The sequence below is a fragment of the Achromobacter sp. ESBL13 genome, assembly GCF_036668755.1.
GTDB lineage: Bacteria > Pseudomonadota > Gammaproteobacteria > Burkholderiales > Burkholderiaceae_B > Achromobacter.
On sequence record NZ_JAZEVT010000007.1, the window covers coordinates 364,264 to 389,520 of the forward strand.

At 65.0% G+C, this 25,257-nt stretch carries 20 protein-coding genes and 1 tRNA gene; 7 read left to right on the top strand and 14 right to left on the bottom strand.

The genetic code is table 11. The features are described from left to right. The first annotated feature begins 58 nt into the window (after positions 1–58). Positions 59–3,100, top strand: a complete 3,042-nt coding sequence (locus V6F88_RS25070) for an autotransporter outer membrane beta-barrel domain-containing protein (protein ID WP_332612969.1) — start codon at positions 59–61, stop codon at positions 3,098–3,100. Positions 3,101–3,196: 96 nt separating this feature from the next. Here V6F88_RS25070 and V6F88_RS25075 read toward each other — a convergent pair. From V6F88_RS25075 to mnmC, 6 genes are all read right to left on the bottom strand, one after another. Then, positions 3,197–3,272, bottom strand: a tRNA-Lys gene (locus V6F88_RS25075). A 135-nt stretch (positions 3,273–3,407) separates the two neighbouring features. Then, positions 3,408–4,205, bottom strand: a complete 798-nt coding sequence (locus V6F88_RS25080) for a MetQ/NlpA family ABC transporter substrate-binding protein (RefSeq protein WP_332612971.1) — start codon at positions 4,203–4,205, stop codon at positions 3,408–3,410. Positions 4,206–4,304: 99 nt separating this feature from the next. Then, a complete protein-coding gene (locus V6F88_RS25085; protein WP_006226291.1) occupies positions 4,305–4,958 on the bottom strand; it encodes a methionine ABC transporter permease in 654 nt (217 codons plus the stop codon). After that, a complete protein-coding gene (locus tag V6F88_RS25090) occupies positions 4,915–6,003 on the bottom strand; it encodes a methionine ABC transporter ATP-binding protein (protein WP_332612974.1) in 1,089 nt (362 codons plus the stop codon). Before V6F88_RS25090 ends, V6F88_RS25085 begins: the two co-directional genes overlap by 44 nt. A gap of 228 nt (positions 6,004–6,231) precedes the next feature. Continuing rightward, on the bottom strand, positions 6,232–8,457 hold the full coding sequence (locus V6F88_RS25095; RefSeq protein ID WP_332612975.1) for a glycoside hydrolase family 31 protein: 2,226 nt from the start codon (positions 8,455–8,457) through the stop codon (positions 6,232–6,234). Between the two features lie 269 nt (positions 8,458–8,726). Then, positions 8,727–10,601, bottom strand: coding sequence for an FAD-dependent 5-carboxymethylaminomethyl-2-thiouridine(34) oxidoreductase MnmC (gene mnmC / locus V6F88_RS25100; RefSeq protein WP_332612977.1), 1,875 nt, complete (start codon positions 10,599–10,601; stop codon positions 8,727–8,729). Positions 10,602–10,746: 145 nt separating this feature from the next. On the opposite strand from mnmC, the gene V6F88_RS25105 reads away from it, so the two are divergent. After that, entirely contained in the window at positions 10,747–11,631 is an 885-nt protein-coding gene (locus V6F88_RS25105; RefSeq protein WP_332612979.1) for an inositol monophosphatase family protein, read from the top strand. A 2-nt stretch (positions 11,632–11,633) separates the two neighbouring features. On the opposite strand, the gene V6F88_RS25110 is transcribed toward V6F88_RS25105, so the two are convergent. After that, positions 11,634–13,373, bottom strand: a complete 1,740-nt coding sequence (locus V6F88_RS25110; protein ID WP_332612981.1) for an AMP-binding protein — start codon at positions 13,371–13,373, stop codon at positions 11,634–11,636. A 76-nt stretch (positions 13,374–13,449) separates the two neighbouring features. On the opposite strand from V6F88_RS25110, the gene V6F88_RS25115 reads away from it, so the two are divergent. Further along, positions 13,450–14,646: a M20 aminoacylase family protein gene (locus tag V6F88_RS25115; protein WP_332612983.1), complete on the top strand. Its 1,197-nt coding sequence runs from the start codon at positions 13,450–13,452 to the stop codon at positions 14,644–14,646. Positions 14,647–14,648: 2 nt separating this feature from the next. Here V6F88_RS25115 and V6F88_RS25120 read toward each other — a convergent pair whose 3' ends face one another. Next, complete coding sequence (locus tag V6F88_RS25120; protein ID WP_332612985.1) at positions 14,649–15,542, bottom strand: LysR family transcriptional regulator; 894 nt, start codon at positions 15,540–15,542, stop codon at positions 14,649–14,651. A 120-nt stretch (positions 15,543–15,662) separates the two neighbouring features. Here V6F88_RS25120 and V6F88_RS25125 point away from each other — a divergent pair, with 120 nt between their 5' ends. The 4 genes from V6F88_RS25125 to pagP all read left to right on the top strand — a co-directional run bounded on the left by V6F88_RS25125 (position 15,663) and on the right by pagP (position 19,470). Further along, complete coding sequence (locus tag V6F88_RS25125; RefSeq protein WP_332612987.1) at positions 15,663–16,757, top strand: YeiH family protein; 1,095 nt, start codon at positions 15,663–15,665, stop codon at positions 16,755–16,757. 105 nt (positions 16,758–16,862) lie between these two features. Beyond that, positions 16,863–17,273 carry an acyl-CoA thioesterase gene (locus tag V6F88_RS25130; RefSeq protein ID WP_332612989.1) on the top strand — a complete coding sequence of 137 codons (411 nt, stop codon included), beginning with the start codon at positions 16,863–16,865 and terminating at the stop codon, positions 17,271–17,273. A 10-nt stretch (positions 17,274–17,283) separates the two neighbouring features. Then, positions 17,284–18,756: a magnesium transporter gene (gene mgtE, locus V6F88_RS25135; RefSeq protein WP_332612991.1), complete on the top strand. Its 1,473-nt coding sequence runs from the start codon at positions 17,284–17,286 to the stop codon at positions 18,754–18,756. A 159-nt stretch (positions 18,757–18,915) separates the two neighbouring features. Then, entirely contained in the window at positions 18,916–19,470 is a 555-nt protein-coding gene (pagP, locus tag V6F88_RS25140; protein ID WP_332612992.1) for a lipid IV(A) palmitoyltransferase PagP, read from the top strand. A gap of 16 nt (positions 19,471–19,486) precedes the next feature. Here pagP and V6F88_RS25145 read toward each other — a convergent pair whose 3' ends face one another. The 6 genes from V6F88_RS25145 to V6F88_RS25170 all read right to left on the bottom strand — a co-directional run bounded on the left by V6F88_RS25145 (position 19,487) and on the right by V6F88_RS25170 (position 25,212). Then, the gene (locus V6F88_RS25145) at positions 19,487–20,098 is read right to left on the bottom strand and encodes a gamma-glutamylcyclotransferase (protein WP_332612994.1); all 612 of its coding nucleotides are present in this window, start codon (positions 20,096–20,098) and stop codon (positions 19,487–19,489) included. Positions 20,099–20,260: 162 nt separating this feature from the next. Next, positions 20,261–20,719, bottom strand: a complete 459-nt coding sequence (locus V6F88_RS25150; protein ID WP_046804345.1) for an Lrp/AsnC family transcriptional regulator — start codon at positions 20,717–20,719, stop codon at positions 20,261–20,263. Positions 20,720–20,797: 78 nt separating this feature from the next. Then, the gene (locus tag V6F88_RS25155; protein ID WP_332612996.1) at positions 20,798–21,580 is read right to left on the bottom strand and encodes an SDR family oxidoreductase; all 783 of its coding nucleotides are present in this window, start codon (positions 21,578–21,580) and stop codon (positions 20,798–20,800) included. Positions 21,581–21,719: 139 nt separating this feature from the next. Next, positions 21,720–23,414 carry a thiamine pyrophosphate-binding protein gene (locus V6F88_RS25160; RefSeq protein ID WP_332612998.1) on the bottom strand — a complete coding sequence of 565 codons (1,695 nt, stop codon included), beginning with the start codon at positions 23,412–23,414 and terminating at the stop codon, positions 21,720–21,722. 59 nt (positions 23,415–23,473) lie between these two features. Further along, positions 23,474–24,460 carry a tripartite tricarboxylate transporter substrate binding protein gene (locus V6F88_RS25165; protein WP_442880391.1) on the bottom strand — a complete coding sequence of 329 codons (987 nt, stop codon included), beginning with the start codon at positions 24,458–24,460 and terminating at the stop codon, positions 23,474–23,476. Next, positions 24,460–25,212: a GntR family transcriptional regulator gene (locus V6F88_RS25170; protein WP_332613000.1), complete on the bottom strand. Its 753-nt coding sequence runs from the start codon at positions 25,210–25,212 to the stop codon at positions 24,460–24,462. The genes V6F88_RS25165 and V6F88_RS25170 overlap by 1 nt, the downstream gene beginning before the upstream one ends. Positions 25,213–25,257 lie beyond the last annotated feature (45 nt).

Genomic DNA, 25,257 nt, shown 5'->3' on the forward strand with positions numbered 1-25,257 from the left:
TAAAACAATCCAGCAATGTTTGTGCAGTGGATTATTAATCGAGACAAAGGACGCAGTTTTGATATACGGCACGAAGAAGTGGCTGACGGCGACACTGGCGCTGGGTACGACGTATTGCGGCGGCGTCATGGCCGCCGACTTGACGGTTTCGCCCGGTAATACGCAAGTGTTCGACGGGTCCGCCAATTACACGGGTGGCGTGGACGTCAACGGCGGTACGTTGGTAATCGGTGGCAATGGCGGTGGCGCGGGCGTCACGCTGGGCGGCAACGTCAACGCATCATCGAATGGCACGGTGGCGGGCTTCGGCACCGTCAATGGGGACTTGAACGTCTCGGGCGCGCGGGTTGCGCCGGGGTACGAAGTCGGCACGCCAACCGGCGTTTCCAACGGCAACCTGGTCGTCAACGGCAACCTGTCGATGAACAACAGCGTGTTTGCCTTCGAGACCGGCTACGCGGGCCTGCCCATCACCCAACCCGGCACGGGCGACAACATCACGGTCCGTGGCGACGCCGCCATCAACAACACGACGCTGAACGTCACGGTGAATACCTTGGGCGTGAACGCGGGCTATTACCGCATCTTGTCGTACGGCGGCAGCTTGTCGGGCAACGGACTGACGCTGGGTAGCGTCACCGGCGACTCGGCACCCGGGGCCACCATCCAGTCGCTGACGGGCGATAAGCAAATCAACCTTATCCTTGGCCCCAGCACAACCAATCTGTGGAACGGCAACGGCGCGGCATCCGCCACGCGCGCGGGCGGCGGCAACGGCACCTGGAGCGCCTCAAGCACCAACTGGAACAGCCCCGGCAACGCCACGGGCGCCCTGCCGGATGGCGGCTACGCGATTTTCACGGGCGCGGCCGGCACGGTTACCGTGGACGGCGGCGCGGGCCCCGTCCGCGTGTCCGGCATCCAGTTCGCCACCGACCGCTACCGCCTGCAAGGCGCGCCTATCACGCTGGTGGGCAATGGCGGCAACCCGCCGGCGATCGTCGTGGGCGATGGCACCTATGCCTCGGGCCAGTTCGTCGACATCATCGACAACCCCTTGCAGGGTACGCAGGGCTTCGTCAAGACCGGCCCGGGCTCGGTCATCCTGACTGCCGACAGCAGCGGCTTGACCGGCCCCATCCTGATCGCGGACGGCGCGCTGGAAATCGACGGCAAGTTGAACGGCCCGGTGGATATCGGCCGCGAAGTCGTGCTGGCCGGGGTGGGTCAATTGGGCAGCACCACGCTTTACCCCACCGCCGTGGTGTCGCCGGGCAATGATGGATCGCCCATCGGCACGCTGACCATCAACGGCAACCTGAACTTTGGCCAGGACACGATCTATCGCGTGCACGCCGACCCGGCCAGCAGCGCCAGCGACCGCATCCACGTCACCGGCGTTGCCTACCTGGACGGCAGCGTCGCGCACGTGGGTCCGGACGGCAACTACGCGCCGCGCACCACGTACAACATCCTGACGGCGGATGGCGGCATCCAGGGTCGGTTCACAGGGGCGTCCAGCGGCTATGCGTTCCTGACGCCCACCCTGAGCTACGACGCCAAGAACGCCTTCATGACGCTGACGCGCAACGACGTGCCGATCGGCAGCGTGGGCAACACGGGCAACGAAAACAGCGTGGGCGGCGCACTGGACCAGGAAGCACCGGCCACGGGCGGTAACGGGTCCGCGTCGGCCGGCAATGGGTCTGCGTCGGCGGGTAGTGGATCGACGCCGGCAGGCAATGGTTCGGCGTCCACCGGCAATGGGTCGACGCCGGCCGGCAATGGCTCGACGTCCGCCGGTACTGGTTCGACGCCGGCCGGCAATGGTTCGACGTCCGCCGGTAGTGGCTCGGCGACAGCTGGCAATGGTTCGACGTCCGCCGGCAACGCGACGACCGCAACCGGTGATACCTCCACCTCCACTTCGTCGACGACGCCCCCCGCCACCGGCAACGGCGCCACACCGACCGCCCCCGGTTCCACGGTTGTCGCCAGCGGCAGCACATCCGGCAAAGCCACGGCCGCCAGCCAGGTAACCGACGCGGTGCTGGCCATGACGCCGGGCCAAGCGCGAGCGGCCCTGGCGATGCTGTCGGGCGAAGCCTACGCCAGCACCACCAGCATCCTGCAAAGCCAGTCGGATGCCGTGCGCACCCTGCCCCTTTCGCACCTGCGCGCCAACCTGGACGCACCCGCGATGGCGGGCCGGCCCACGGCGCAACTGGGATCGTCCACGTCCGACGCGCTGCCACAAAGCGGCGCCTACCCGGTGTGGGCGCAGGCGTTCGGCAACTGGAGCACGTTCAAGGGTGACGGCAACGCGTCCAGCGTCAACCAGTCGGCCGGCGGCTTCTTCTTCGGCGCCGATGGCGACGTGGGCAATGGCTGGCGCATGGGCGGCGCGTTGGGCTACATCGGCAGCCACAACTCGATGTCTGACGTTTCCTCGCGCACGAATGTCGACAGCTACACGGCATCGTTGTTTGGTGGACGCAATTTCAGCGCGGGCCCGGGTGCCATCCGCTTCATGGCGGGCGCGGCCTACACCTGGCACGACATCGACGCCAAGCGCAACGTGGCGGCCGGCAGCTTGAACCAACGGCTGGAATCGTCTTACCACGCGTCGTCAACCCAGCTGTTCACGGAACTGGGCTACAAGCTGCCGATGAGCGACACGACCAGCATCGAGCCCTACGCCGGGTTGGCGTGGAACCAGCTGCGCACGCGCGACTTCAAGGAGACGGGCGGCACGGCGGCCTTGCACGGTTCGGGCAACACGGACGACGTGACCAGCACCACGCTGGGCCTGCGCGGCTCGTGGGATTTCGCATCCAACCGCGCGCCGGGCCGACTGACCGCAACGCTGGGCTGGCGCCATGCCATGGGCGACGTGAGCCCCAAGCAGGAATTGGCGTTTGAAGGCGGCAGCACGTTCTCGGTGACAGGCGTTCCCATCGCGCGTGACGCGGCGGTGGTGGGCCTGGGCGCTGAAATGGCCATCGCCCGGAACACCACGGCGGGCGTGGCCTACGACGCGCAGTTCGGCGGCGGCAACCGCCAGCAGTCGGGCGTGCTGAAGTTGGCGGTTAGGTTCTAAGAAGGAGAGTCCACGAACCACCGTCTCCCCGCAGACGAAAAAAAACGCCGCTAGTGATAGCGGCGTTTTTTCCATTGCGGGTCTTGCGGTGTTCTGTGGTGGGCTGAGCGAGACTCGAACTCGCGACCAACGGATTAAAAGTCCGCTGCTCTACCGACTGAGCTATCAGCCCGACCGAAGCCAGAAATTATGGCGGATTTCTTCGGACTTGTCAAAATAATGACGCCCCGATCCACTCGAGCGATCCGCGCATCCATAAAAAACGGCCGCTTGCGGCGGCCGTTCCCGGGCGGTGCGGCGTCCTGGATTACCAGGCGGCCACCACGGCGCCCTTGTACTTGGTTTCGATGAACTGCTTCACGGCCGGGCTGTGATAGACGCTGACCAGCTTGGCGAATTCGGCGCGGTCCTTGTCCTTTTCACGCACGACCAGCACGTTGGCGTAAGGCGAATCCGGCGATTCCTGGGCGATGGCGTCCTTGGTGGGGTTCAGGCCGGCTTCCAGCGCAAAGTTGGTGTTGATGGCCGACGCATCGGTGTCGTCCAGCGAACGCGGCAACTGGGCGGCGTCCAGTTCGATGAAGCGCAGCTTCTTCTTGTTTTCAACGACGTCGATCGGGGTTGCCTTCAGGCCGGCTTCCGGACGCAGCTTGATCAAGCCATTGGCTTGCAGCAGCAACAGGGCGCGACCACCGTTGGTCGGGTCGTTCGGCAGCGCAATGCGGGCGCCGTCTTTCAGTTCGGCCAGCGACTTGATCTTCTTGCTGTAGATGCCGATCGGGAAAATCACCGTCTTGGCGATGCTGACCAGCTTGTAGCCGCGGTCGGCGTTGGCGTTGTCCAGATAGGGCTGATGCTGGTAGCTGTTCAGATCCAGGTCGCCCGCGGCCAGCGCCACGTTGGGCTGCACGTAGTCGGTGAATTCGATGATCTGGATGTTCAGCCCTTGCTTGGCGGCTTCAGCCTTGACCACATCAAAGATCTGCGCGTGCGGGCCGGCGGTGACGCCAACCTTCAACGGCTTGTCTTGTGCCAGCGCGGGCTGGGCGAATACGGCGGCGCCAAGCGCGAATGCAGCCAGCGACTTCAAAACCTTGATGCTCATGTTGCGATATCCCGAGTAACGGAAGTAGAAAGAAGATTGAAGCAAGAGTGAAGCGAAATTGAAGCGATGTGATGCCAGACGAAAACGACGCTGCCGCGTTCAGCGATGCGACATGCGGCGTACGAAGCGGTCGCCCAGGCTTTGAATGGCCTGCACCAACACGATCAGCACGATCACGACCGCGGCCATGACGTCCGATTGAAAACGCTGGTAGCCGTAGCGGATGGCCAGGTCGCCCAGGCCGCCGCCGCCAATGGCGCCGGCCATCGCCGAATAGCCGATCAGGCTGACCACGGTGACGATGGTGGCGGCGATCAGGCCCGGCAAGGCTTCGGGCAACAGCACCTTCAGGATGATCTGCATCGGCGATGCGCCCATGGCGCGCGCCGCCGTGATCAGGCCAGGGTCCACTTCGCGCATGGCGTTTTCAGCAATGCGGGCCATGAACGGAATCGCGGCCACCGACAGCGGCACGATCGCGGCCGTGGTGCCGATGGACGTCTGCGCCACCAGCCGCGTGAACGGAATGATGGCGACCATCAGGATGACGAAGGGCACCGATCGCGTGGCATTGATGATGGCGCCCAGCACGTGGTTCACGGGCTGGTTCTCCAGCATGTTGCCGCGTGCGGTGACGGTCAGCGTCACGCCCAGCGGGATGCCGATGACCACCGCAATCGCGCTGGCCACGCCCACCATCAACAAGGTGTCAAGCAGCGACGTAATAAGCAGGTCGATCAGTTGCGGACTCATGAGCTATTTCTTCAACGGTAATGTCACGGGCGGTCAACGCGGCAATCGCGTCCTTGACCGCGGCGGGCGTGCCTTGGGCCAGCACGAACATCGTGCCCACGGCCACGCCCTGGATGTCTTCAACGCGGGCCTGCACCAGGCCCACGTCCAGCGAAAACTGCTTGGACAGATCGGTCAGGAACGAGCCCGACGAATCCGTGCCGGTCAGCGACAGGCGCAACAAGCGCACGGCCTGGCCCGGCTGCGCGGCGGTCAGCGCGGCGATGCGTTCTTTCACGGCGGCCAAGGTGGCGTCGGTCAGGTCGGACGCGGTGGCGGCCGACACCATGCCGCGCGTGACGTCATGGCGCGGCTGCGCGAACACTTCGCGCGTGCTGCCGATTTCAACCACTTCACCTTGCGACAGCACGGCCACCCGGTCGCACACCTCGCGCACCACTTCCATCTGGTGTGTGATCATTACGACCGTCACACCCGTCTTGCGATTGATGTCGCGCAGCAGCGCCAGGATGTTGTGCGTGGTTTCGGGGTCCAGCGCGGACGTGGCTTCATCGCTGAGCAGCACGTCCGGATTGTTGGCCAACGCGCGCGCAATGCCCACGCGCTGCTTCTGGCCGCCGCTGATCTGGCTGGGATAACGGTCACGCAGGTGTTCCAGGCCCACCAGCGCCAACAGCCGTTCGACACGCGCCGGGATTTCGGCCTTGGCCACGCCCGCGATTTCCAGCGGCAGCGCGACATTGCCGTACACCGTGCGGCGCGACAGCAGGTTAAAGCCCTGGAACACCATGCCGATACGACGGCGCTGACCACGCAGCTGCGCCTCGTTCAGTCCGGTAAGTTGCTGTCCGCCGATGGCAATCGTGCCTTCGTTCGGACGCTCAAGCAGGTTGATGCACTGGACCAGCGTGCTTTTACCGGCCCCGCTGGGGCCGATGATGCCGAAGACCTCGCCCTGCTCAATGTGCAGGTTGATGCCTCGCAGCGCCTGGAATTGTCCATGCGGCGTGGCATAGGTCTTGGATAGGTTCTCGATGTGAATCATGGCAAGCGATTTTGTATCTTTTCTCTTCTGAAGAGAACGACCGTTTTTTTCATTTTTAATAACTATAAGTAATATGGCGTACCGTTGCGCGCCCGCGAGTCATTGGCCCGCTTTACCCTATGAAGGAGGGCGACACGGCGACGGCAAAACGCGTAAAGGGCAGCCAGGAAGGAAAGCCCTCCTGACTGCCCCTTTATGACGATCGCCGGATTGCCGGCCGCGCCGATATCAGCGTGCGCGAGAAATGCGGACTTCCGCCCCCCGGCGCTTGACCTCAAGGCCTTCGGACGGCGAAATACGCAGCCCTTCCAGCCCCTTGATGTAGCTGGAGCCCTGCATCTGCATCACGCGAATCTTGTTGCGCATGACCACCGGGTTGTGCACCGGCATGCCGAACATCCAGACTTCGTCCAGGATACGGGCCGAATTGAATTCGCCCGTATGCTGCGCGGCGGGTCCCAGACAGAGCATGTGCCCTTCGCGGCCGAAAACCGGGAACTGGCCCAGCTCGCAGTCGATCGTCCAGGTGGTGCCGCCTTCGTAGCGGTGGCCGGTGTTCAGATCCCACCAGGCTTCGCCCTTGGGCAGATACACACGCACCTGCTTGCCCGGTTCGGTAACCGGCGCCACCAGCAGGGCCGGGCCCAGCAGGTATTGCAAGTCCCATTCGTGGGCGTGCGGGTCGTTGGGGAAGGACAGCGCCATGGAACGCTGCACCGGCAAACCGGTGCGGGCGGAATCTTCGATGGCGCCCAGCACATACGGCACCAGGCGATAACGCCATTGCATCCAGGTGCGGGCTTGCGCCAGGGTGTCTTCGTCGAAGTCCCAAGGCATCAGCCCTTCCACGCCCTGGAACGAGAAGTTGGCCGAGAACACACCGACGGTCAACCAGCGCAAATACAGTTCGGACGTCATGCCGGCGCGGTCGCGCGAGGCCGAACCAATGCCATGGACCTGCACGGGCAGGCCGCTGGCGCCGATCGACAAGGCGGTGCGCAAGGTATGGCGCAGGCCGGCCCAGGAGTTTTCCGCCTGCGGCCCCACCTGCCACGGCAAGCGCTGCGCGGCGGGGAACAGGTCAGAGCTGGGCACGACGCCTTCAGGCGGCACTTTCAGGCCGGCCACGGCATCGAACAGCGCGCGGCGCACCAGCAGCGGGTACATGGTGCGCAGCGCGGGGCCCGTTTCGCCGTTGCGTGCCGTCACGCCATCGGGGATGGCGATCTGGGCGTCGCAGGCGGGCGCGTCCAGGCCGTCGTCGATCAGTTGGCGATGACGCTCGACCCACAGGTTGTAGATGTCGCGATACGTCAGGTCCAGCAAGCCGAAAGGCTGGCCCGAGGTGGCGGCGATGCCGTCAAAGATCTGAGCGGCGCCGTCTTCCTTGGCCAGCAGCCAGCCGCGATCTTCCAGTTCTTCGAACAACGGGCTGCTTTTGAGCACGCCGGGAAAACCGGAGGCCGCAACATGCACGTTGTGCTTATGGAAAAGCGCCAGCATCTGCTTGGCGTCGGGGAAGCGCTGGGCATCCCATTCAAAAACCGCCTTGTCGGATTGGAAGCCCCACGCCACCGGCTGCGCCAGTGTGACGGCATCCACCGGGATCTGGTTTTCGCGCATGCGCGCCACCAGGGCGACCGTCTGCGTGGGCATTTCGCCGGCAGCCTGGGTCAGCCACGCGCCCATCGCCCACAGCACGGGCTGGCCGGCGCGGCCGGTCAACGCGGTGTATTGGTTCAGGATTTCGGCCGGCTCGCCTGCGAACAGGAACACGTCCAGCACGGCGTCGTCAACGGTCAGCACATAGGCTGAATCCGCCGGCGCAACGCCCACGGCATGTTCCACGCGACGCATCGTGTTGACGTAGACGCCCCAGCCGCGCGGGCTCCATGCCAAGGGCAAGGCGCGATGCTCGGGGTCGTCAGAGACGACGGATTCTTCGCGGCGGTTCAAGTCGCCCGGGGTTTCGCCCAGGCCGAAGACGCGCTCGTCGGCTTGCAAGGTAAACCCCGCCGTCCAGACTGCGTCGTCTTCCTTGTCCAGCGCGTTATGCCCGAACGCGGGCGTATGCGCCGAGACTTCCGACTCGAATACCCGTTCGTCGTTTCGGTACATCGCAACGCGCACGGGGTTGGACTGGATCTCCAGGGCGACGTCGCCCTGGGTGATGCGCCAGCCGTCGCCGCCATCGCGCGGGGCAATGGTGGCTTCGCCCACGGCCTCTTGGCGCGCGAGCAGCATCTCGGCCACGGCGCGCGCACGCGCGCCGGGCTTGTCATCGTTCAGGTGGTTCGCCTCGCCGCAGCGCAGGCGAAAAACACCAGGCGCATGCGCCTCGACTACCAGGTGCAACCCATCGCCCGCGTCGAAATCAAAACGACTGGGGCGGGACGTCAGCAGCTCGATGTTATCGAGCTGGGTAGTATGGGCAAAGTCGAACTTGGGCGGCACAGAGCATCCCCCGGCTTAAGCCAAAAACCATCAAAAGACGCTATTTTGACGGATTTGAGCTTTGAAATAAACTCGGTCCCTCTTCTGGATGGCTTTCTCATCCTTAAAAAGGGGTCGTAAAGCCCTCGGCCAACGCGTATCGGCCTAGTGCCGCGCGCCGCCGAAACGCCAACATCAGGCCCATTACGGCCTATTTGGCGCCAAATCCTGGCAATTACCGCAATTCTACGCCACCTGGGTTCGGCCCCTGCCAGAGAGCCAACTTTTTTTCACCTTGGTGAAATAAGTTGAGCCAGATCGGTTTCCAGCACGTCCGGCTCGCCGCTCAGGCGCGCTGCGATGACATCCCCCATCAGCGCCGACCACGACAAGCCCCGCGATGCATAGCCGACGGCCATCCACAGACCGGGCGCGTGCCGCAATTCCCCCACAGCGGGCAGCCGCCCTGGCAACACGGCGCGCCACCCCGCCCACCCCGGCAGCGACCCGGGCACCAAGGCGTCAAAGCCCGGAAAGTGGCCGCCCAGCAGCCCCGCCGCCTTGGCCAACGTGGTGCGTTGGCCCGGCTCGGTCACTACGGCCTGAGCCGCGCCGTGCGCGTAGGTGCTGCCGACCACGCAACCCGCGCCCACATCCGGCAGCAAATACCCTTCGCCCCCCACTATGCAGCGCGGGCCGCCGTCAAGCGCGGCAGCGGGCACCAACGTGACCTCGCCCGCCAGCGCGTGCATCTGCGCCACGCGCGGCAAGGGATCCAGCAAACCGCTTTGCTTCAATAACGCTTGCGCCCCAAAGGCATTGGCCAGGATGACGGTTTGCGCTTGCGCCAGCTCGTCGCCCAGGGCGTCCATGACACGCCAGCCCTGCCCCGACGCCTCGACCCGCGCCGCGTTGCCGGGCACGACGCTGACGCCGGGCGTTTGCAGCAGGGCTTCAATAAGACGGTTTGGCTGAACCAGCATGCCCTGCCCGAAGTACACGCCGCCCCGCGCCACCGGCAGGCCCGCCAAGGCGCCGGCTTCGTCGCGGTCCACGCACCGCACCCAGTCGCGGGGGAAGGCCAACGTTTCCAAGGTGCCGGCCAGCGCGGCCGACTTGCCGGCGTCGCGTTCAACCTGGACCGTACCGCAAACCCGGGGCGCGGCATCGCCGGCAAGCCCTTGCCAGCGGGCGAGCGCGCGTTGGCTTCCCGCGCGGGACAGGCGTGCGCGCGCATTGTCGTCGCGAGCCACCACGGGCGTCAGGGCGGCGGCCACATGGCCCGCATGCGCCGGCTTGCCCAGCGCCCATGCCGCATCCAGCACCGTCACGCGCCAACCGCGCCCGGCCAGCGACTGGGCGATGCCTGCGCCCGCCAGCCCTGCGCCAATCACCACGGCGTGCTTCACGGCCACCGGGCCCGCGATGGCGGCGGCCATTTGCCCCTGCGCGCGTGCGATGCCCTCGGTCATATGCCACTTGCCGCCGTAGCCCGGCGCGCGCCGCACGTCGAACCCCGCATCCTGCAGGGTCTGCCGCAGTTCGCCGGTGCATGCCCAAGTGGCCACCGTGGCGCCCGGTGCGGCCAATTGCGCCAGATCGCGCAGCAATGACGCCGACCACATGCCCGGATTGCGCTCGGGCGCGAAGCCGTCCAGGAAGAAAGCGTCCACGCGCGCCGACAGGCGGGGCGCAATGACCCCGGCATCGCCCAAGCCCAGTGTCAACGTCACCGCACCGCTTTCGAACTCCAGCCGATGCAGCCCCGGCAACAGCGCGGGCCATTGGTCCACCAGGCGCTGTGCCAGGTCGGCCAGCGGCGTGGCGGCGTAGCGGGCCAGCAAGGCGGCAAGGTCATCGCGGGTAAAGGGATGCCCCTCCATCGACACCACATGCAGCGCGGCAGGCCGCTGCGGGTCTTGCCGCCAGGCTTGCCACAGCGCCAGAAAGTTGAGTCCCAGGCCAAAACCGGTTTCGCAGACGGTAAATGCGTCGCGTCCACGCCAGCGCTCGGGAAGGCCGTTACCACGCAGGAACACGTGTTCGGCCTGGCCCACCGATCCGGGGTGCGGGTGATAGACGTCGCCGTACACGGCGCTGTAAAGCTTGCCGTCTGCGTCGAATTCGATCACTGCGGGGGTCAGGGGTACGTAAGGCGCGGACATGGGGTTTTTGAAAGAATGGACAGGGTTGTGACAGACGCGAATTATCGACGGGCCGCCGCGCAGACGTTGGATGGACACCACGCGTTGCCCGGCTTTCGCGCGGCAGCCGCGAGTTTGACGCAATCATGGGCTTACACTGGTTTACATGGACACCTATGATCAGCCCCGCTCACTGGCCCAGCCCATCGACCTGTGCGCCGCGATCGATGCGGCAGTTACCGCAGCGCATGGCGGCGCGGCCATCTTGCAATCCTACGCGCATCACCGCGCCGATCTCGTGATCGACCGCAAGGCGCGCAACGATCTCGTTTCGCAGGCGGACCGCGAAGCCGAGGCCGTGATCATTCAGGAACTACGCGAGCGAACGCCAAAGTTCGGCATCGTGGCCGAAGAGACGGGCGGCAAGCCGCAAGGCAGCGCCACCTGGTACATCGACCCGCTTGATGGCACCACCAACTTTCTGCACGACATTCCCCACTACGCCGTGTCCATCGCGCTGATCGCCCACGCGGGCACGGCGGTATCGGCCACCGAAACGCTGGCCGAAGATACGCCCGTGGTCGGCGTGGTGTACGACCCCAATCGCGAAGAACTGTTTACCGCCGTGTACGGCATCGGTGCCTGGTTGAATGGCCGGCGCATCAAATGTTCGCGTACGCAGACCCTCGAAGATTCCGTGCTGGCCACCGGCTTTCCGTTCCGCGATTTTTCCTTCGCCGACCAATACATGCCCATGCTGAACGACGCCATCAAACGCGCGCGCGGCGTGCGGCGCATGGGCGCGGCCGCGCTGGACCTGGCATGGACGGCTTGCGGCCGCTACGACGGGTATTGGGAAATGGGGCTGGCGCCGTGGGACGTTGCCGCCGGCACGCTGATCTTGCGCGAAGCGGGCGGCACGTGTTCAGACATGCACAAGCTGGACCCGTGGCCTATCGGTGGACGCGTCGTGGCGGGCAACCCCGCCATCGAACGCGCCCTGCACGACATGATCGCGCCGCACCTGGACAACGGGCCGGCTGCTTCCTGACCTTAACGCGTGGCCGCGCCTGCCTTCGTATCGACGGGCGCGGTGGCGGCTGACGCAGTGGCCGCAGTGGCGGATGCGTCCGGCCGCAGTTCGCGACGCAGGATCTTGCCCACGTTGCTCTTGGGCAGCTCATCCCGGAATTCCACGAAGCGCGGCCGCTTGTAGCCCGTGAGCTTTTCGCGGCACCAGTCCTGCACTTGCGCTTCGGTCAGCGACGGGTCGCTCTTGACCACGAACACCTTGACCGATTCCCCGGAACGTTCGTCCGGCACGCCGATGGCCGCGCACTCAAGCACGCCCGGCATCTGCGCCACCACGGCCTCGACCTCGTTCGGATAGACCTTGAATCCGGACACGGCGATCATGTCTTTCTTGCGGTCCACGATGCGCGTATAACCCTTGTCGTCCATGATGCCGATGTCGCCCGTGCGAAAGAATCCGTCGGCGGTCATCGACTGCTGCGTTTCTTCAGGCTTTTGCCAATAACCCAGCATGACTTGCGGCCCGCGTATGCCTACTTCGCCGCGTTCGCCCAGTGGCACTTCCTGACCGGCATCGTCAAGAATGGCCACATCGGTGGATGGCAACGGCAGGCCGATCGAACCGGAATACGCCGTGGCGTTGGTGGGGTTCACCGTCGCCACCGGCGACGTTTCCGACAAGCCATAGCCTTCGATCAACGGCCGCCCGGTGATCTTCAACCAACGTTCGGCCACCGACTGCTGCACGGCCATGCCGCCGCCCAGCGTCAAGCGCAGCGCCGAAAAATCCAGCTTGGCGAAGTCGGCGTTGTGGGCCAGCGCATTGAACAGAGTATTGACGCCGGGGAACAGATTGATCGGCACCTTGCGCCAGGCCGCTATCAGCGAAGGCTGATCGCGCGGGTTGATGATCAGCACGTTGCGCATGCCCGCATGCAGGCCATACAGGCCGCAAACCGTCATGGCGAACACGTGATACAGCGGCAGCGCGCTGATGATGGTCAGCTGTGAATTGGCAAGATCGTGCACGACGGGCTGGGCCACGGCTTCGGTCTGAAGCACGTTGGCCGTCAGGTTGCGGTGCGACAGCATCGCGCCCTTGGGCACGCCGGTGGTGCCGCCCGTGTACTGCAACACCGCCACGTCGTCCATCGTCAGCGCAGGCGCCGTGAATGGCAGGTTGGCGCCGGCGGCCAAGACCTTGGGCAAGGACTGCGCGCCATCGATGTTCCAGGCGGGAACGATCTTCTTGATATGGCGGGCCACGAAATTGACCAGCGGCGCCTTCAGACCACCCAGCAGATCGCCCGGCCCCGTCACGACCACATGCTTGAGCCGGCCGCGATTCTTCACGCCCTGCAAGGTGTGCGCGAAGTTTTCCAGGATCAGGATCACCGACGCGCCACTGTCTTGCAATTGGCGTTCAAGTTCGTCGGACGTGTACAGCGGGTTTACGTTCACCACGACCATTCCCGCCCGCAGCGTGCCCAGCATGCCGACCAGGTAGGCCGGCACGTTCGGCATCATCAGCGCCACGCGGGCGCCCTTTTCCAGGCCCAGGCTTTGCAGCCATCCGGCGAAGGCGCGCGCATGCCGATCCAGCTGCGCATAGGTGATATCGCTGCCCATCGCCGTGCAGGCGATGCGCGTGGCGTACTGCTTGCAAGCGCGGTCGAGCAGGTCGGCCAGCGAGGAATAGCCCTCGGTGGAGATCTCTGCCGGCACCCCTTGCGGGTAATGGGCAAGCCACGGACGCGTCATGGTGTTTGTCTCCATTAAATAGATTTTTGAATGATGATAACCTTGTTGCGTTCCCTTTTTCGCCCGACCTTTCCCCATGAAACTGCTCGAACCCATCGTCGCCTGGCACCCCGATATTTCGAAGATACGCCGCGACATCCACGCACATCCCGAACTGGCCTTCGAAGAATTCCGCACCGCCGACGTGGTGGCGGCCAAGCTTGAAGAATGGGGCATCGAGGTCGACCGCGGTTTGGGCGGCACGGGCGTGGTCGGCATCATCCGGGGCAACCAGCCCGGGGACCGCGCGGTGGGCCTGCGCGCCGACATGGACGCGCTGCCCATGCAGGAAGTGAACAGCTTCGCGCACGCCAGCAAGAACGACGGCAAGATGCACGCCTGCGGCCACGACGGCCACACGGCCATGCTGCTGGCCGCCGCGCAATACCTGGCGCAACACCGCGATTACGCCGGCACGGTCTACGTGATTTTCCAGCCGGCCGAAGAAGGCGGCGGCGGTGCCAAGCGCATGATCGACGACGGCCTGTTCAAGCGTTTCCCCATGGAAGCCGTGTTCGGCATGCACAACTGGCCCGGCATGAAGCCCGGCCAATTCGGCTTGACGCCCGGCCCCATCATGGCGTCCAGCAATGAATTTTCGATTGTGGTCAAAGGCAAGGGCACCCACGCCGGCATGCCGAACCTGGGCATCGACCCCGTCATGGCGGCCGTGCAGCTGGCGCAATCATTGCAGACCATCATCACTCGCAACCGCAATCCGCTGGACGCCGCGGTGCTCAGCATTACGCAGATTCACGCCGGCAGCGCCGACAACGTCGTGCCCAACCACGCAGAGCTGCGCGGCACCGTGCGCACCTTCACGCTGGACGTGCTGGACCTGATCGAACGCCGTATGGAAGATATCACGCGCCACACCTGCGCGGCCATGGATTGCGAGGTGGAATTCACGTTCCAGCGCAACTATCCGCCCACCATCAACCACGCCGAAGAGGCCGCGTTCTGCGCCGAGGTGCTGCGCGACATCGTCGGAGAGGCCAACGTCAACGATCACGTGCAGCCCACGATGGGCGCGGAGGACTTTGCATTCATGCTGCAGGAACTGCCGGGCTGCTACGTCTGGATCGGTAACGGCACGGGCGAGCACCGCGACAGCGGCCACGGCCTGGGCCCTTGCATGCTGCATAACGGCAGCTACGACTTCAACGACGAACTGTTGCCGCTGGGCGGCACGTATTGGGTCCAGCTGGCCTTGAAGCGTCTGGCCAAAGCCTGACGCTACCCGCCGTCCGCCGCCCCGACCGCCAGGCACATCGCCAGGAAGCGTTCAGCGGCGCGGGCGGCCGCATCCGCATGCGGCACCAGGATGCTCAAGGTGCGCGTCAACGGCCGGGGCAACAGGCGCAGCGCCGCCAAGGCGCCGTCTTCATGCCGCATCGACATGACCGACACAAATCCCACGCCCAGCCCCGCCCGCACCGCCTGCTTCACCCCTTCCACCCCCGCCAGTTCCAGGCCCACCGACGGCGCCAACCCGGCATCGGCGAAGGCGCGCTCGACCAGTCGGCGCACGCCCGAACCGGGCTCGCGCATCACCAGGGCAGAGGCCGCCAGGTCACGCAAGGTCACCGCGCCCTTCGAGGCCAGCGCGTGGTCGGCCCGCACGATTGCCACCACTTCGTCCTGGCGCCACGCGTGCACGGCCGTGTCGGCGGGCAGCCCCGAGGGCACATCGCCTTCAATAAAAGCCAGGTCCAGCGCGGGCAGCCGCTCGACGATTTCGCGGGTGTTTCCATCCGACAGATGCAGGCTGACCGCCGGAAAGGCGGACCGAAAATCAGCCACCAGCCGGGGTAACAGATAGCTGGCGGGCGTGGTACTGGCGCCCAGCCGCAACGCCCCCGTTTCAAGCCCGCGCCACGATTCCCGCACGGCCTGCGCCTGCCGGTACACCTGCCGTAGCTGCCTTGCCTGTTCAGCCAGGCGCTCGCCGGCCTCGGTCAGCGCAATGCCATGGCCCCTGCGCCGGTACAGCGGTTCACCAAACCAATCTTGTAGCGCGCGTAGCTGGCCGGATACGGCGGGCTGGGACAAATTCAGCACTTGCGCCGCGCGGCTGATGTTGCCGGTGTCGGCCACGCACGCGAAGGTCAGTAGTTGGTCGGGGGTCATGGGCGCCTGCGGCAATTATCAGAATTTCCGATATTACATATTCAAATTGAAGATTTTTCAAATAACGGCCAGGGACTTAATATTTCGCCTAGTTATTTAGATATGCCGCAAAGGCCCGTCATGAGCACCTCATCCAGCACCGCCGTACCCCTGCCCGCCTCGACGGCGCCTACCGCAGCCGCCACAGCGGGCACCACCGCCACGCCCTGGCGCGACAAGCTCAATGGCGTGTTGTTCGTGGGCCTGATGGCGGCCGCCGTGATGCAACTGGCCGACTTGCCCGCCATTCGTCAGCTGGGCTTTTCGCCGCTGGTCGTGGGCATCGTCTGCGGCATGCTGTACGGCAATTTCCTGCGCGGCACCATGCCGGCGGACTGGGGCGTGGGCGTGAACTTCACCGCGCGCCGCCTGTTGCGTATCGCCGTGGCGTTCTACGGTTTGAACATCAGCATCCAGCAGATCGCCGCCGTGGGCCTGCCGGGCTTGGCCGTGTCGGTGGCGGTGGTGCTGGGCACGTTGGTAATCGGCACGGTTGTCGGGCAGCGCCTGCTGGGTCTGGACCGCGATACCGCCATGCTGACGGCAGCCGGCAGCGCCATTTGCGGCGCGGCGGCGGTACTGGCATTCGAACCCACGCTGCGGGCGGCGCCCCACAAAAGCGCGGTGGCCGTGGCCACGGTCGTGCTGTTCGGCACGCTGTCCATGTTCCTGTACCCCATTCTTTATCACGCGGGCTGGCTCGGCCTGGACACGCAGGCGCTGGGCATCTATATCGGAGGCACCATCCACGAAGTGGCGCAAGTGGTAGGCGCGGCCAGCAATATCGACCCGGCCACCACCGAAGTCGCCACCATCGTCAAAATGACCCGCGTGGCGCTGCTGGTGCCGGTGCTGCTGGTATTGGGCATGTATCTGCGCAGCGCGGCCAGCCAGTCGGGCGGCCAGGCCAAGGGCGGCAAGCTGCCCATTCCGTGGTTCGCCGTCGGCTTCCTGGTGCTGGCCATCATCAATTCGCTGAACATCATCCCCGCCGACGCCATCGCCGCCATCCGCCGCCTGGACATCTTTGCGCTGACCATGGCGATGACCGCCCTGGGCATCGAAACGCGCTTTGCACAGATCAAGAAGGCGGGGCCCCGCGTGATGGCCCTGGGCCTCATTCTGTATGCCTGGCTGTTGGTTGGCGGCTACGGCATCGTGAAGTTGGCGACCTGATTTTCAGGCCGTCGCGGCAAAGCGCCGCGACGGCTTGCACCGCGCACGCCGCTGTCTCGTTTTTCCTGCATAATCGGCTGGTTCCCATGCATTGGAGTCGGCCGCATGACCTCCAGCCCGAAAACCCCGTTTACGACCTTGCCCGTCAATCGCGACGCGGTATTGCGCGTCATGCCGATGCCGGCCGACGCAAATATCCACGGGGACGTTTTTGGCGGATGGATCATGGCCCAGGTGGACATCGCCGGCTCGATTCCCGCCGCCCGCCGCGCCGCCGGCCGGGTCGCCACCGTGGCGGTCAACGCCTTCCAGTTCAAAGAGCCCGTTTTCGTGGGCGACCTGCTCAGCTTCTACGCGGCCATCGTCAAGACCGGCACCACGTCGGTCACGGTGTCGGTCGAGGTCTACGCCCAACGCCAGCGCCTGGACGCTGAAGTCGTCAAGGTCACCGAGGCCACGCTGACCTACGTCGCCACCGACGAAGCGCGGCGCAGCCGCCCCCTACCTTCTCTTTGAGCCGTAACGCATGACGCAGTCCGCCGCCGCGCAGAAACCGCCCGCGACGCCCCGCCGCCTCGACCCGGAAGACGCCCAAACCGCCTTGGCTGAAGTGCAGGAACGCCTGCGCCGCCAGCAGTTGGTGGCCGACCTGGTGCATCGCCAGGAAGAAGGCGACGCCAAGGCGCCGCTGGTCGAAGACCTGGTCCACCGCCAGCACGAAGCCGAACTCAAGACGCTGCTTGACGGCCTGCATCCGGCCGACATCGCCTTCATCCTGGAATCGCTGCCCAAGGACGAACGCCAGGCCATCTGGAAGCTGGTCAGCCCCGAGCACGACGCGGACGTGCTGCTGGAAGTCGAAGACTGGGTGCGGGAATCGCTGATCGAAGCGATGGACCGCCAGGACCTGGTTGCCGCCACCGGCAACATGGACGCCGACGAGTTGGCGGACTTGGCGCCCGACCTGCCGCCCGACGTGGTGGCCGAAGTGCAAAAGGGCCTGACCGAAGAAGAACGCGCGCAGCTGCTGGAAGCCATGGGCTATCCGGAAGACAGCGTGGGCGCGATCATGGACTTCGAAATGGTCCGCGTGCGCGAGGACGTCACGCTGGAAGTGGTGCTGCGCTACCTGCGCCGCCTGCACGAACTTCCCGATCACACTGACCAGATCTTCGTGGTGGACCGCCAGGACAAGCTGCAAGGCATACTGCCGTTGTCGCGCCTGTTGGTCAGCGAACCCGAGACCGAAGTGCGCGCCGTCATGAACTCGGACTTTCTGGCGCTGAACCCGCTGGATTCCGACGCCGACGCCGCCGGCGCGTTCGAGCGCTACGACTTGGTGTCCGCCCCCGTGATGGACGACCAGGGCCGCTTGATCGGCCGCGTCACCATTGCGGACGTCGTGGACGTGATGCGTGAAGACTCGCAAGAACAAGCGCTGTCGCGTGCCGGTTTGCAAGAAGAAGACATCTTTGCGCCCGTCTCCACCGCGCTGCGCAACCGCGCGCCATGGCTGCTGTTCAACCTCTGTACCGCCGCCACGGCGTCTTTCGTGGCATCCCAATTCGAAGGCACGGTCAGCCAGATCGTGATCCTGGCGTTTTTGATGTCGATCGTTGCGGGCATCGGCGGCAACTCCGGCAACCAGACCATGACGCTGATCATCCGGGCGCTGGCCATGGGCCGGATCACCGGACGCAACCTGTGGCAGCTGGTCAAGCGTGAGCTTTTCGTGACGTTGCTGGTCGGCCTGTGCGGCAGTTTGGTCGCCGCCTTGTTTGCCTGGGTGATCTCGCATTCGCTGTCGATCGCGCTGGTGATGATGGCGGCGATGATCTGCAATATGCTGGTCGGCGCCTCGGTGGGCGTGCTGGTGCCGATGGTGCGCGCACGGTTCGGCAAGGACCCGGCAATGGGGTCGTCGGTGTTGCTGACGTTCGCCACCGATTCATTGGGCTTCTTCATCTTTCTGGGCTTGGCCACGATCTTCTTGCTGTAGCTCGGCCACCACAGAAAATTCTTGTTCTTGCGTTGGCGTGCCGCGCCCTTCCTGGGGCGGTGGCTACGCACGCCGATGCATGACAGCCATCTGACAGGGATAAAGCGATGACTACATGTACAGTCATCGAATTGTCATCGTTACCCCTGTTTACCCGCAATGAACGCCACATTTCGAGCAGCGATCCTCTGTCTGCTGCTCTCGACTTTCACCGCCACCGCACAGGCCTGTGAAAGCCTGCCCTCGTGGGCGCAATCCGCTTGCAATCGCCTGGACCAGATCTGGACCGAAGGCGGCCACGACCTCTACGTTTCCGGCTACGCCTGGCACAACCGCGCCATGTACAGCAAAGAAAAAATCGACAGCTTCAACGAGCTGGCGTGGGGGGGCGGCTATGGCCGCAGCATCTACGACGAAGACGGCGACTGGCAGGGCCTGTACGCCATGGCGTTCCTGGATTCGCACAGCAAGGTCGAACCCATCGCCGGCTACGGCTTTCTGAAGATCGGGCAAGTCAGCGAGAACTTCCGGCTGGGCGCGGGCTACACGGTGTTCTTGACCGCGCGGCACGACATCATGAACTACGTGCCGTTTCCCGGCATCCTGCCGCTAGTGGGCGCCGGCTACAAAGACGCGATGTTCTACGCGACCTATATTCCCGGCGCGTCCGGCGCGGGCAACGTGCTGTATATGTTTGGGCGCTGGCACTTCTAGGGCGCCACGCCAGAGCTTAAAACGCCTGACCCAGCCTGCGCACCAGATCACCCAGCCGCCAGTCGTCGATCCCGTGCGCGCGCAACGCGCGTTCGGTTTCCACCACGTAATCCAGGCAGGGCCCCGAGTGGCCCACGGCACTGCGCACGGACGCAATCAGGCGATCGTCGCAAAGATCGGCGGCATATTCATCGCAGGCGCGATTCAGCAGGAATACCAGCCCCCGCACCGGCGCGGCTTCGGTGTGGCAAGTGAGCCAGCGGGGCGTGTAGGCGCCTGTCACCATCTCGCGCCGCCACAGTGCCTGAAACACGTCGGGCACATCGGCGGCGGCGATCTGATACGCCACGCCCCGGCAGCAACCGCCCCGGTTCAAGCCAAACACCAGCCCCGGATTGTCGGGAGAACCGCGATGATCACGCGACCACAGGCACAAGGACCGGTGATAGCCACGCACGGTGGCCAGGCGGCGTTCGCGCCACGCAAAGCCGGGATGCCAGATCAGGGAACCGTAGGCGAACACCCATAAGTCGTCGACGCCGTTCCAGCCGGCCAACAGGTCGTCCACCGATAGCGCTTGCCGCGTTTTTTCCAGACCGGCACAGCCGGCGGGTACTGCGAACGACATAGGGTCCTCTGATATCCCGATTCATTCCCCAGCAGGGAATGAACGATATCCTACGCCGACGGCCGCGCAAAAGAATTGCGAGATGGGCGTTTTGCAACGCGCCGAAAGGAATTTGCATCCGCCCGAGCTGCCCGCGACGAAAAAAATTTGCGCGCCGCGTCGCTACACCGCGTCCAGCGGTAATTCGGTGGTGCTTTTGATGATTTCCATCGAGAAGCTGGCGCTGACGTCCAGCAAATCCACGGCGCCGATCAGCCGGCGGTAGAAGCGGTCATACGCCGCCATGTCCTCGACCACGACCTTGAGCAGGTAGTCGATGTCGCCCGCCATGCGGTGGAACTCGACCACATTGGGCAAGGCCATGACCGCGTTGATCAGGCTTTGCGTCCATTTTTCGTTGTGCTGGCTGGTCTTGATGGACACAAAAACCGTCAGGTTCAAGCCCAGCGCACGCGGGTCCAGCAGGATGGCGTTGCGCGCGATGACGCCGTCGTCCTTGAGCTTCTGGATGCGCCGCCAGCATGGCGTGACCGACAGATTCACCTGTTCGGCAATTTCCGCGACCGAGCACGTGGCGTCCTTTTGCAGCAACCCCAATATCTTGATGTCGGTCTGGTCCATGGGCTTTTTCTCGAACGGCATGGGTGCCAATCTTGCCTGTTAGTCCCGCGCGCGTCCAGCGCGGAACCCGGCTTGCGACTAGTACGTGCCCGGGTAGCCACCGCCGTCGATCAGCACGCTTTGCGCGGTCATGTAGCCGGCCTGGGCCGAACACAGATACGCGCACAGGGCGCCCACTTCCTCGGGCTGCCCATAGCGGCCCGCCGGGTTGCCGCGTGCGCGTTCGTCCCATAGTTGCTCGAACGTCTTGCCGCCGGCCTCGTCCAGCATGCCCTGGATGTGGCGAATCTGTGCATCGGTGGCGAAGGCGCCGGGCAGCAAATTGTTGATGGTGACGTTGTGCCGCACGGTCTGGCGCGCCAGGCCACCCACGAAACCGATCAGGCCCGAACGCGCGCCGTTGGACAGGCCAAGTTCCGCATGCGGCGCCTTGACGCTGCGCGACACGATATTGACGATGCGGCCAAAACGGCGCTCGACCATGCCGTCCACCACGCGCCGGATCATGTCGATGGGGCCCAGCATCATGGCGTCCAGCGCCGCGATCCAATCGTCCCGGGACCAGTCACGAAAATCGCCGGGCAGCGGGCCGTCGGCGTTGTTGACGAGGATGTCCGGATGCGGGCACGCCGCCAGCGCCGCATCGCGGCCGGTTGCCTGGGTCAAGTCGGCCGACACCCAGCCCACGCCGATGCCGGTTTCCTTCGAGATCTCGGCAGCTGCCTGCTCAAGCGTCTGCGGGGTGCGTGCCGCGATCGTCACCGCCACGCCCTCGCGCGCCAATTGCAACGCGCAGGCGCGCCCCATGCCGCGGCTGCCACCAAACACCAAAGCCGTCTTGCCACTGATCCCCAGATCCATGCCCGATTCCCCGTTGACGTGTTGCAGACCACGCGGCGTCGCCGCGCCAAAGCGGATCAGTATAGGACCAGCAGCACGGCGCGCAGCCAAAAAAAGGGCCCCGAAGGGCCCTGGGTACCGCTGTACGATCAGGCGCGAATCAGCCCATCCACTGGCTGACCGGCGCGGCCGCGTCCTGCAAGGGCTGCGCCACCACGTCGATCAACGCCGGGCCATCATGTTCCATGGCGGCCTTGATGGCGGCGTCCAGCTTGGCCGGATCTTCCACGCGCCACGCCTTCACGCCATAGGCTTCGGCAATGCGGGCATGGTCGGTGCGGTTGAAGTCCACGCTGTAGTAGCGCTCGTCGTAGCCGGCCTTCTGGCTGGCCTTGATCCAGCCATAGACGGAATTGGAAAACACGATCATCAGCAACGGCGCCTTGTGGCGGACGATGGTTTCCAGTTCGCCCACGGTAAAGCCGAAGCTGCCGTCGCCCATCACCGACACGCACTTGGATTGCGGGCGGCCTACCCATGCACCCAGCGCGGCCGACATTGAGAAGCCCAGCGCGCCATGTGCGCGGTTGGTAATGAAGTGCCGGCCGGGGCGCGACACGTCGTAGTACGCCGAAAAGTACGGGCAAGGCGTGCCCGGGTCCGCGCACACCACGGCATCGTCGGGCAGCAGGCGGTTCAGCGATTGCACAACGCGCTCGGGGCGGATCGGGGCCTCAAGGCTGTTGGCAAGCGGCTCCAGCTGCGCCCGGCGCGCTGCCTTGGCGCGGCCGGCCAGCACGGCGCCATCCACGGCGTCCGAATTGCGGTGCGCCAGACGCGCCTGCACTTCGGCGCCCAGGGCCTCCAACGCCAACTTGGCGTCGCCCACCAGACCCACTTCGGTCAGGTAGTTGGCGCCGATCACCATCGGATCGACGTCGATATGCAGGATCGGCACGTCACGGTTCGGAAAGCGCCAATGTTCGGTGGACGTGGACCCGGCCCGGCAGCCCACGAACAGCACCACGTCGGCCGCCGCGACCACGTCACGCGTGGCCATCACGCCGCCGTTGGAACCGACCACGCCCGCGTTCAGCGGATGCGTGTCGGCCAGGCTGCCCTGCCCGCTGACGGTCACGCACACCGCGGCCTTCAGCGCCTCGGCCAATTCCTGCAATGCGCCGCTGGCGCCTGCGATGACCACGCCGCCACCACAAATGATCACCGGCGACCGCGCGCCCACCAGGCGCTGCGCGGCGCGCGCCACGTCAGCGGGGTCCGGCGCCACGCGCATGGCGGGAAAGCGCCCATGTTCGGGCTGCGCCCAGATGTCGGACGCGTCCACTTGCTGCTTCATCACGTCATACGGAAAGCACAGGTGCGCCGCGCCGGGCTTGCCGGTCGTCATCGCGCGGAACGCCGCGCGCACCATGCCGGGGATCTGGTCGGCACGGTCAATCGTGCGGTTCCACTTCGTCAGCGGGCGGTACAGCGCTTCCTGGTCAAGTTCCGTCAAGGGATACTTGCCGCGCGAGCCCACGGCGACGTCGGACGTGATGCCTAGCACCGGAATCGACGATTCATTGGCCTCGACCAAACCGGGCAACAGATAGGTGGCGCCGCCACCGCTGGGGCCTTCACACACGCCGACCTTGCCGGTCACGCGGGCGTAGGCGTCGGCCATGTAGCCCGCGCTACGTTCGTCGCGCGTCAGGATGTGCTGCATGCCGTGGTCCAGGCGGTACAGCGCGTCGTAGAACGGCAGGCTGGTGTCGCCGCACAGGCCAAAAATATGTTTGACGCCGTTGTGTTGCAGCATCCGCACCATGGCTTCGGCGCCGGTCAAATTTTCCATGTCATCTCCACGTGTATCGCGGTCGGGACCGGGCGGCGCACCGCCCGGTTTACCGTCGCTCAGTTATCCAGATTGATGTTGCTGCTCTTGATGAAGGCGCTCCAGCGGTCGTATTCCGACTTCACGTAGGCGTCCAGCTCGGGGCCGTTCGACGCCACGATTTCGAAGCCCGCTTCCGTTACCTTCTTCTTGATGTCCGGGTCCGCCAGCACGGCCTTGAAGTCGGCCGTCAGCTTCTTCACGGTGGCGTCGGGCGTGCCCTTCGGGGCGAACATGCCGCTCCAGGAATAGGCCACAAAGCCGGGAAAGCCCGATTCGATAACCGTGGGCACGTTGGGCAATTCAGGCAGCCGCTTTTCGCCGGCCACGGCCAGGGGCTTGATCTTGCCGCCCTGGATCTGCCCACGCAGCGCCGCAAAACTCAGCCAGGTCATATTGGCCTGCCCGCCCACCACCGCCTGAATGGCCGGGCCGCCGCCGCCATACGGCACATGCAGCAGTTCAACCTTAGACAGGCGCTTGAGCTCTTCGGGCGCCAGATGGTTTAGCGAACCGACGCCGGTAGACGCGTAATTGAATTTGTTGGGCGATTCTTTGGCCGCTGCGGCCAGGAACTCTTTCAGGTTATTGCCGGGCACATTGGGGTTGGCGCCAATGACCAGCGGAAAACGCACCGTCTGCGAGATCGCGACAAAGTCCTTGAAGGTGTCGTAAGGCAGCTTGGGCTTCACGGCCGGGTTGATGCCGTGGTTGTCGAAGCTGACCAATAGCGTGTTGCCATCGGGTTCGGCGCGCGCCACGAAAGCGGTGGCGATCTGGCTGGCCGCGCCGGGGCGGTTTTCAACCACGACCGCGCGCCCACCCAGTTGTTGCGACAGACGCGGCTGCAAGATGCGCGCCAGGATGTCGGTGCTGCCGCCCGGCGGGTACGGCACCACCAGGATCAACGGCCGTTCTTCGGCGGCGGCGGGTGCGGCCACCATGGCGCCCCCGGCGGCAGCCAGCGTGCATAAGCCCGCCAGGATCCGCTTCATTGTGTGAGTCATTATTTTTCCCCTGCTGTTGTGGTGTTGGCCGGCGCTACCGTGGCGGGTTCGGCCTGGTCCCGCATGTAAATGGTTGAAAATCCTGTGCGTATCACATCGGTGATCTGATCCAGGCGGCGGCCGATATGCGCGCCCATCAGCGCAGGCAGCGCATCCATGTCGCGCTGCTCCAGCGCCTGCACGATGCGCAGGTGTTCGCCCTGCGTGTGGCTGCGCCGGCCTTGCTGCATATCGATCCAGCGCACGAAATGAATCCGGGCGTTGACGCTTTCCAAGGCCCGCACAAATTCTTCATTGCGCGACAGCCCGGCCAGACGCAGGTGAAACGCTTCGTCCAGTTCCAACAGCCGGGTGGCGTCGCTGTCTTCCGGTACATCGCGCGACCGCTCGACGAACTCGCGCAACTGGGCCAGTTCATCATCGCTGGCGCGTTCGCAGGCGGCACGCACGATGCCGGCTTCTAGTACCGCGCGGTATTCGTACAGGCTGTGAATCTGTTTGGCGTCCAGCAAGCGGGCGATAAAGCCGCGGTTCACCGAGCGCGTCAGAAAGCCTTCGACCATCAATTGATTCAGCACTTCCCGCAGCGGCGTCCGGCTGACGTTCAAGCGGCGCGCCAGGTCGACCTCGTTAATGCGTTCGCCCGGCTTGAAGTCGAAACGCACGGCCATCGCCTTGACCGCGCCGTACAGCTCGGCCTGGCCCGCGGATGTACGGGCAGCGGGGCGATGGACGGTGGGCGACTGCGTCATGGAACGAAATCCGGCTGGGGAATAGAGGAAATCGGAATGAAGAAA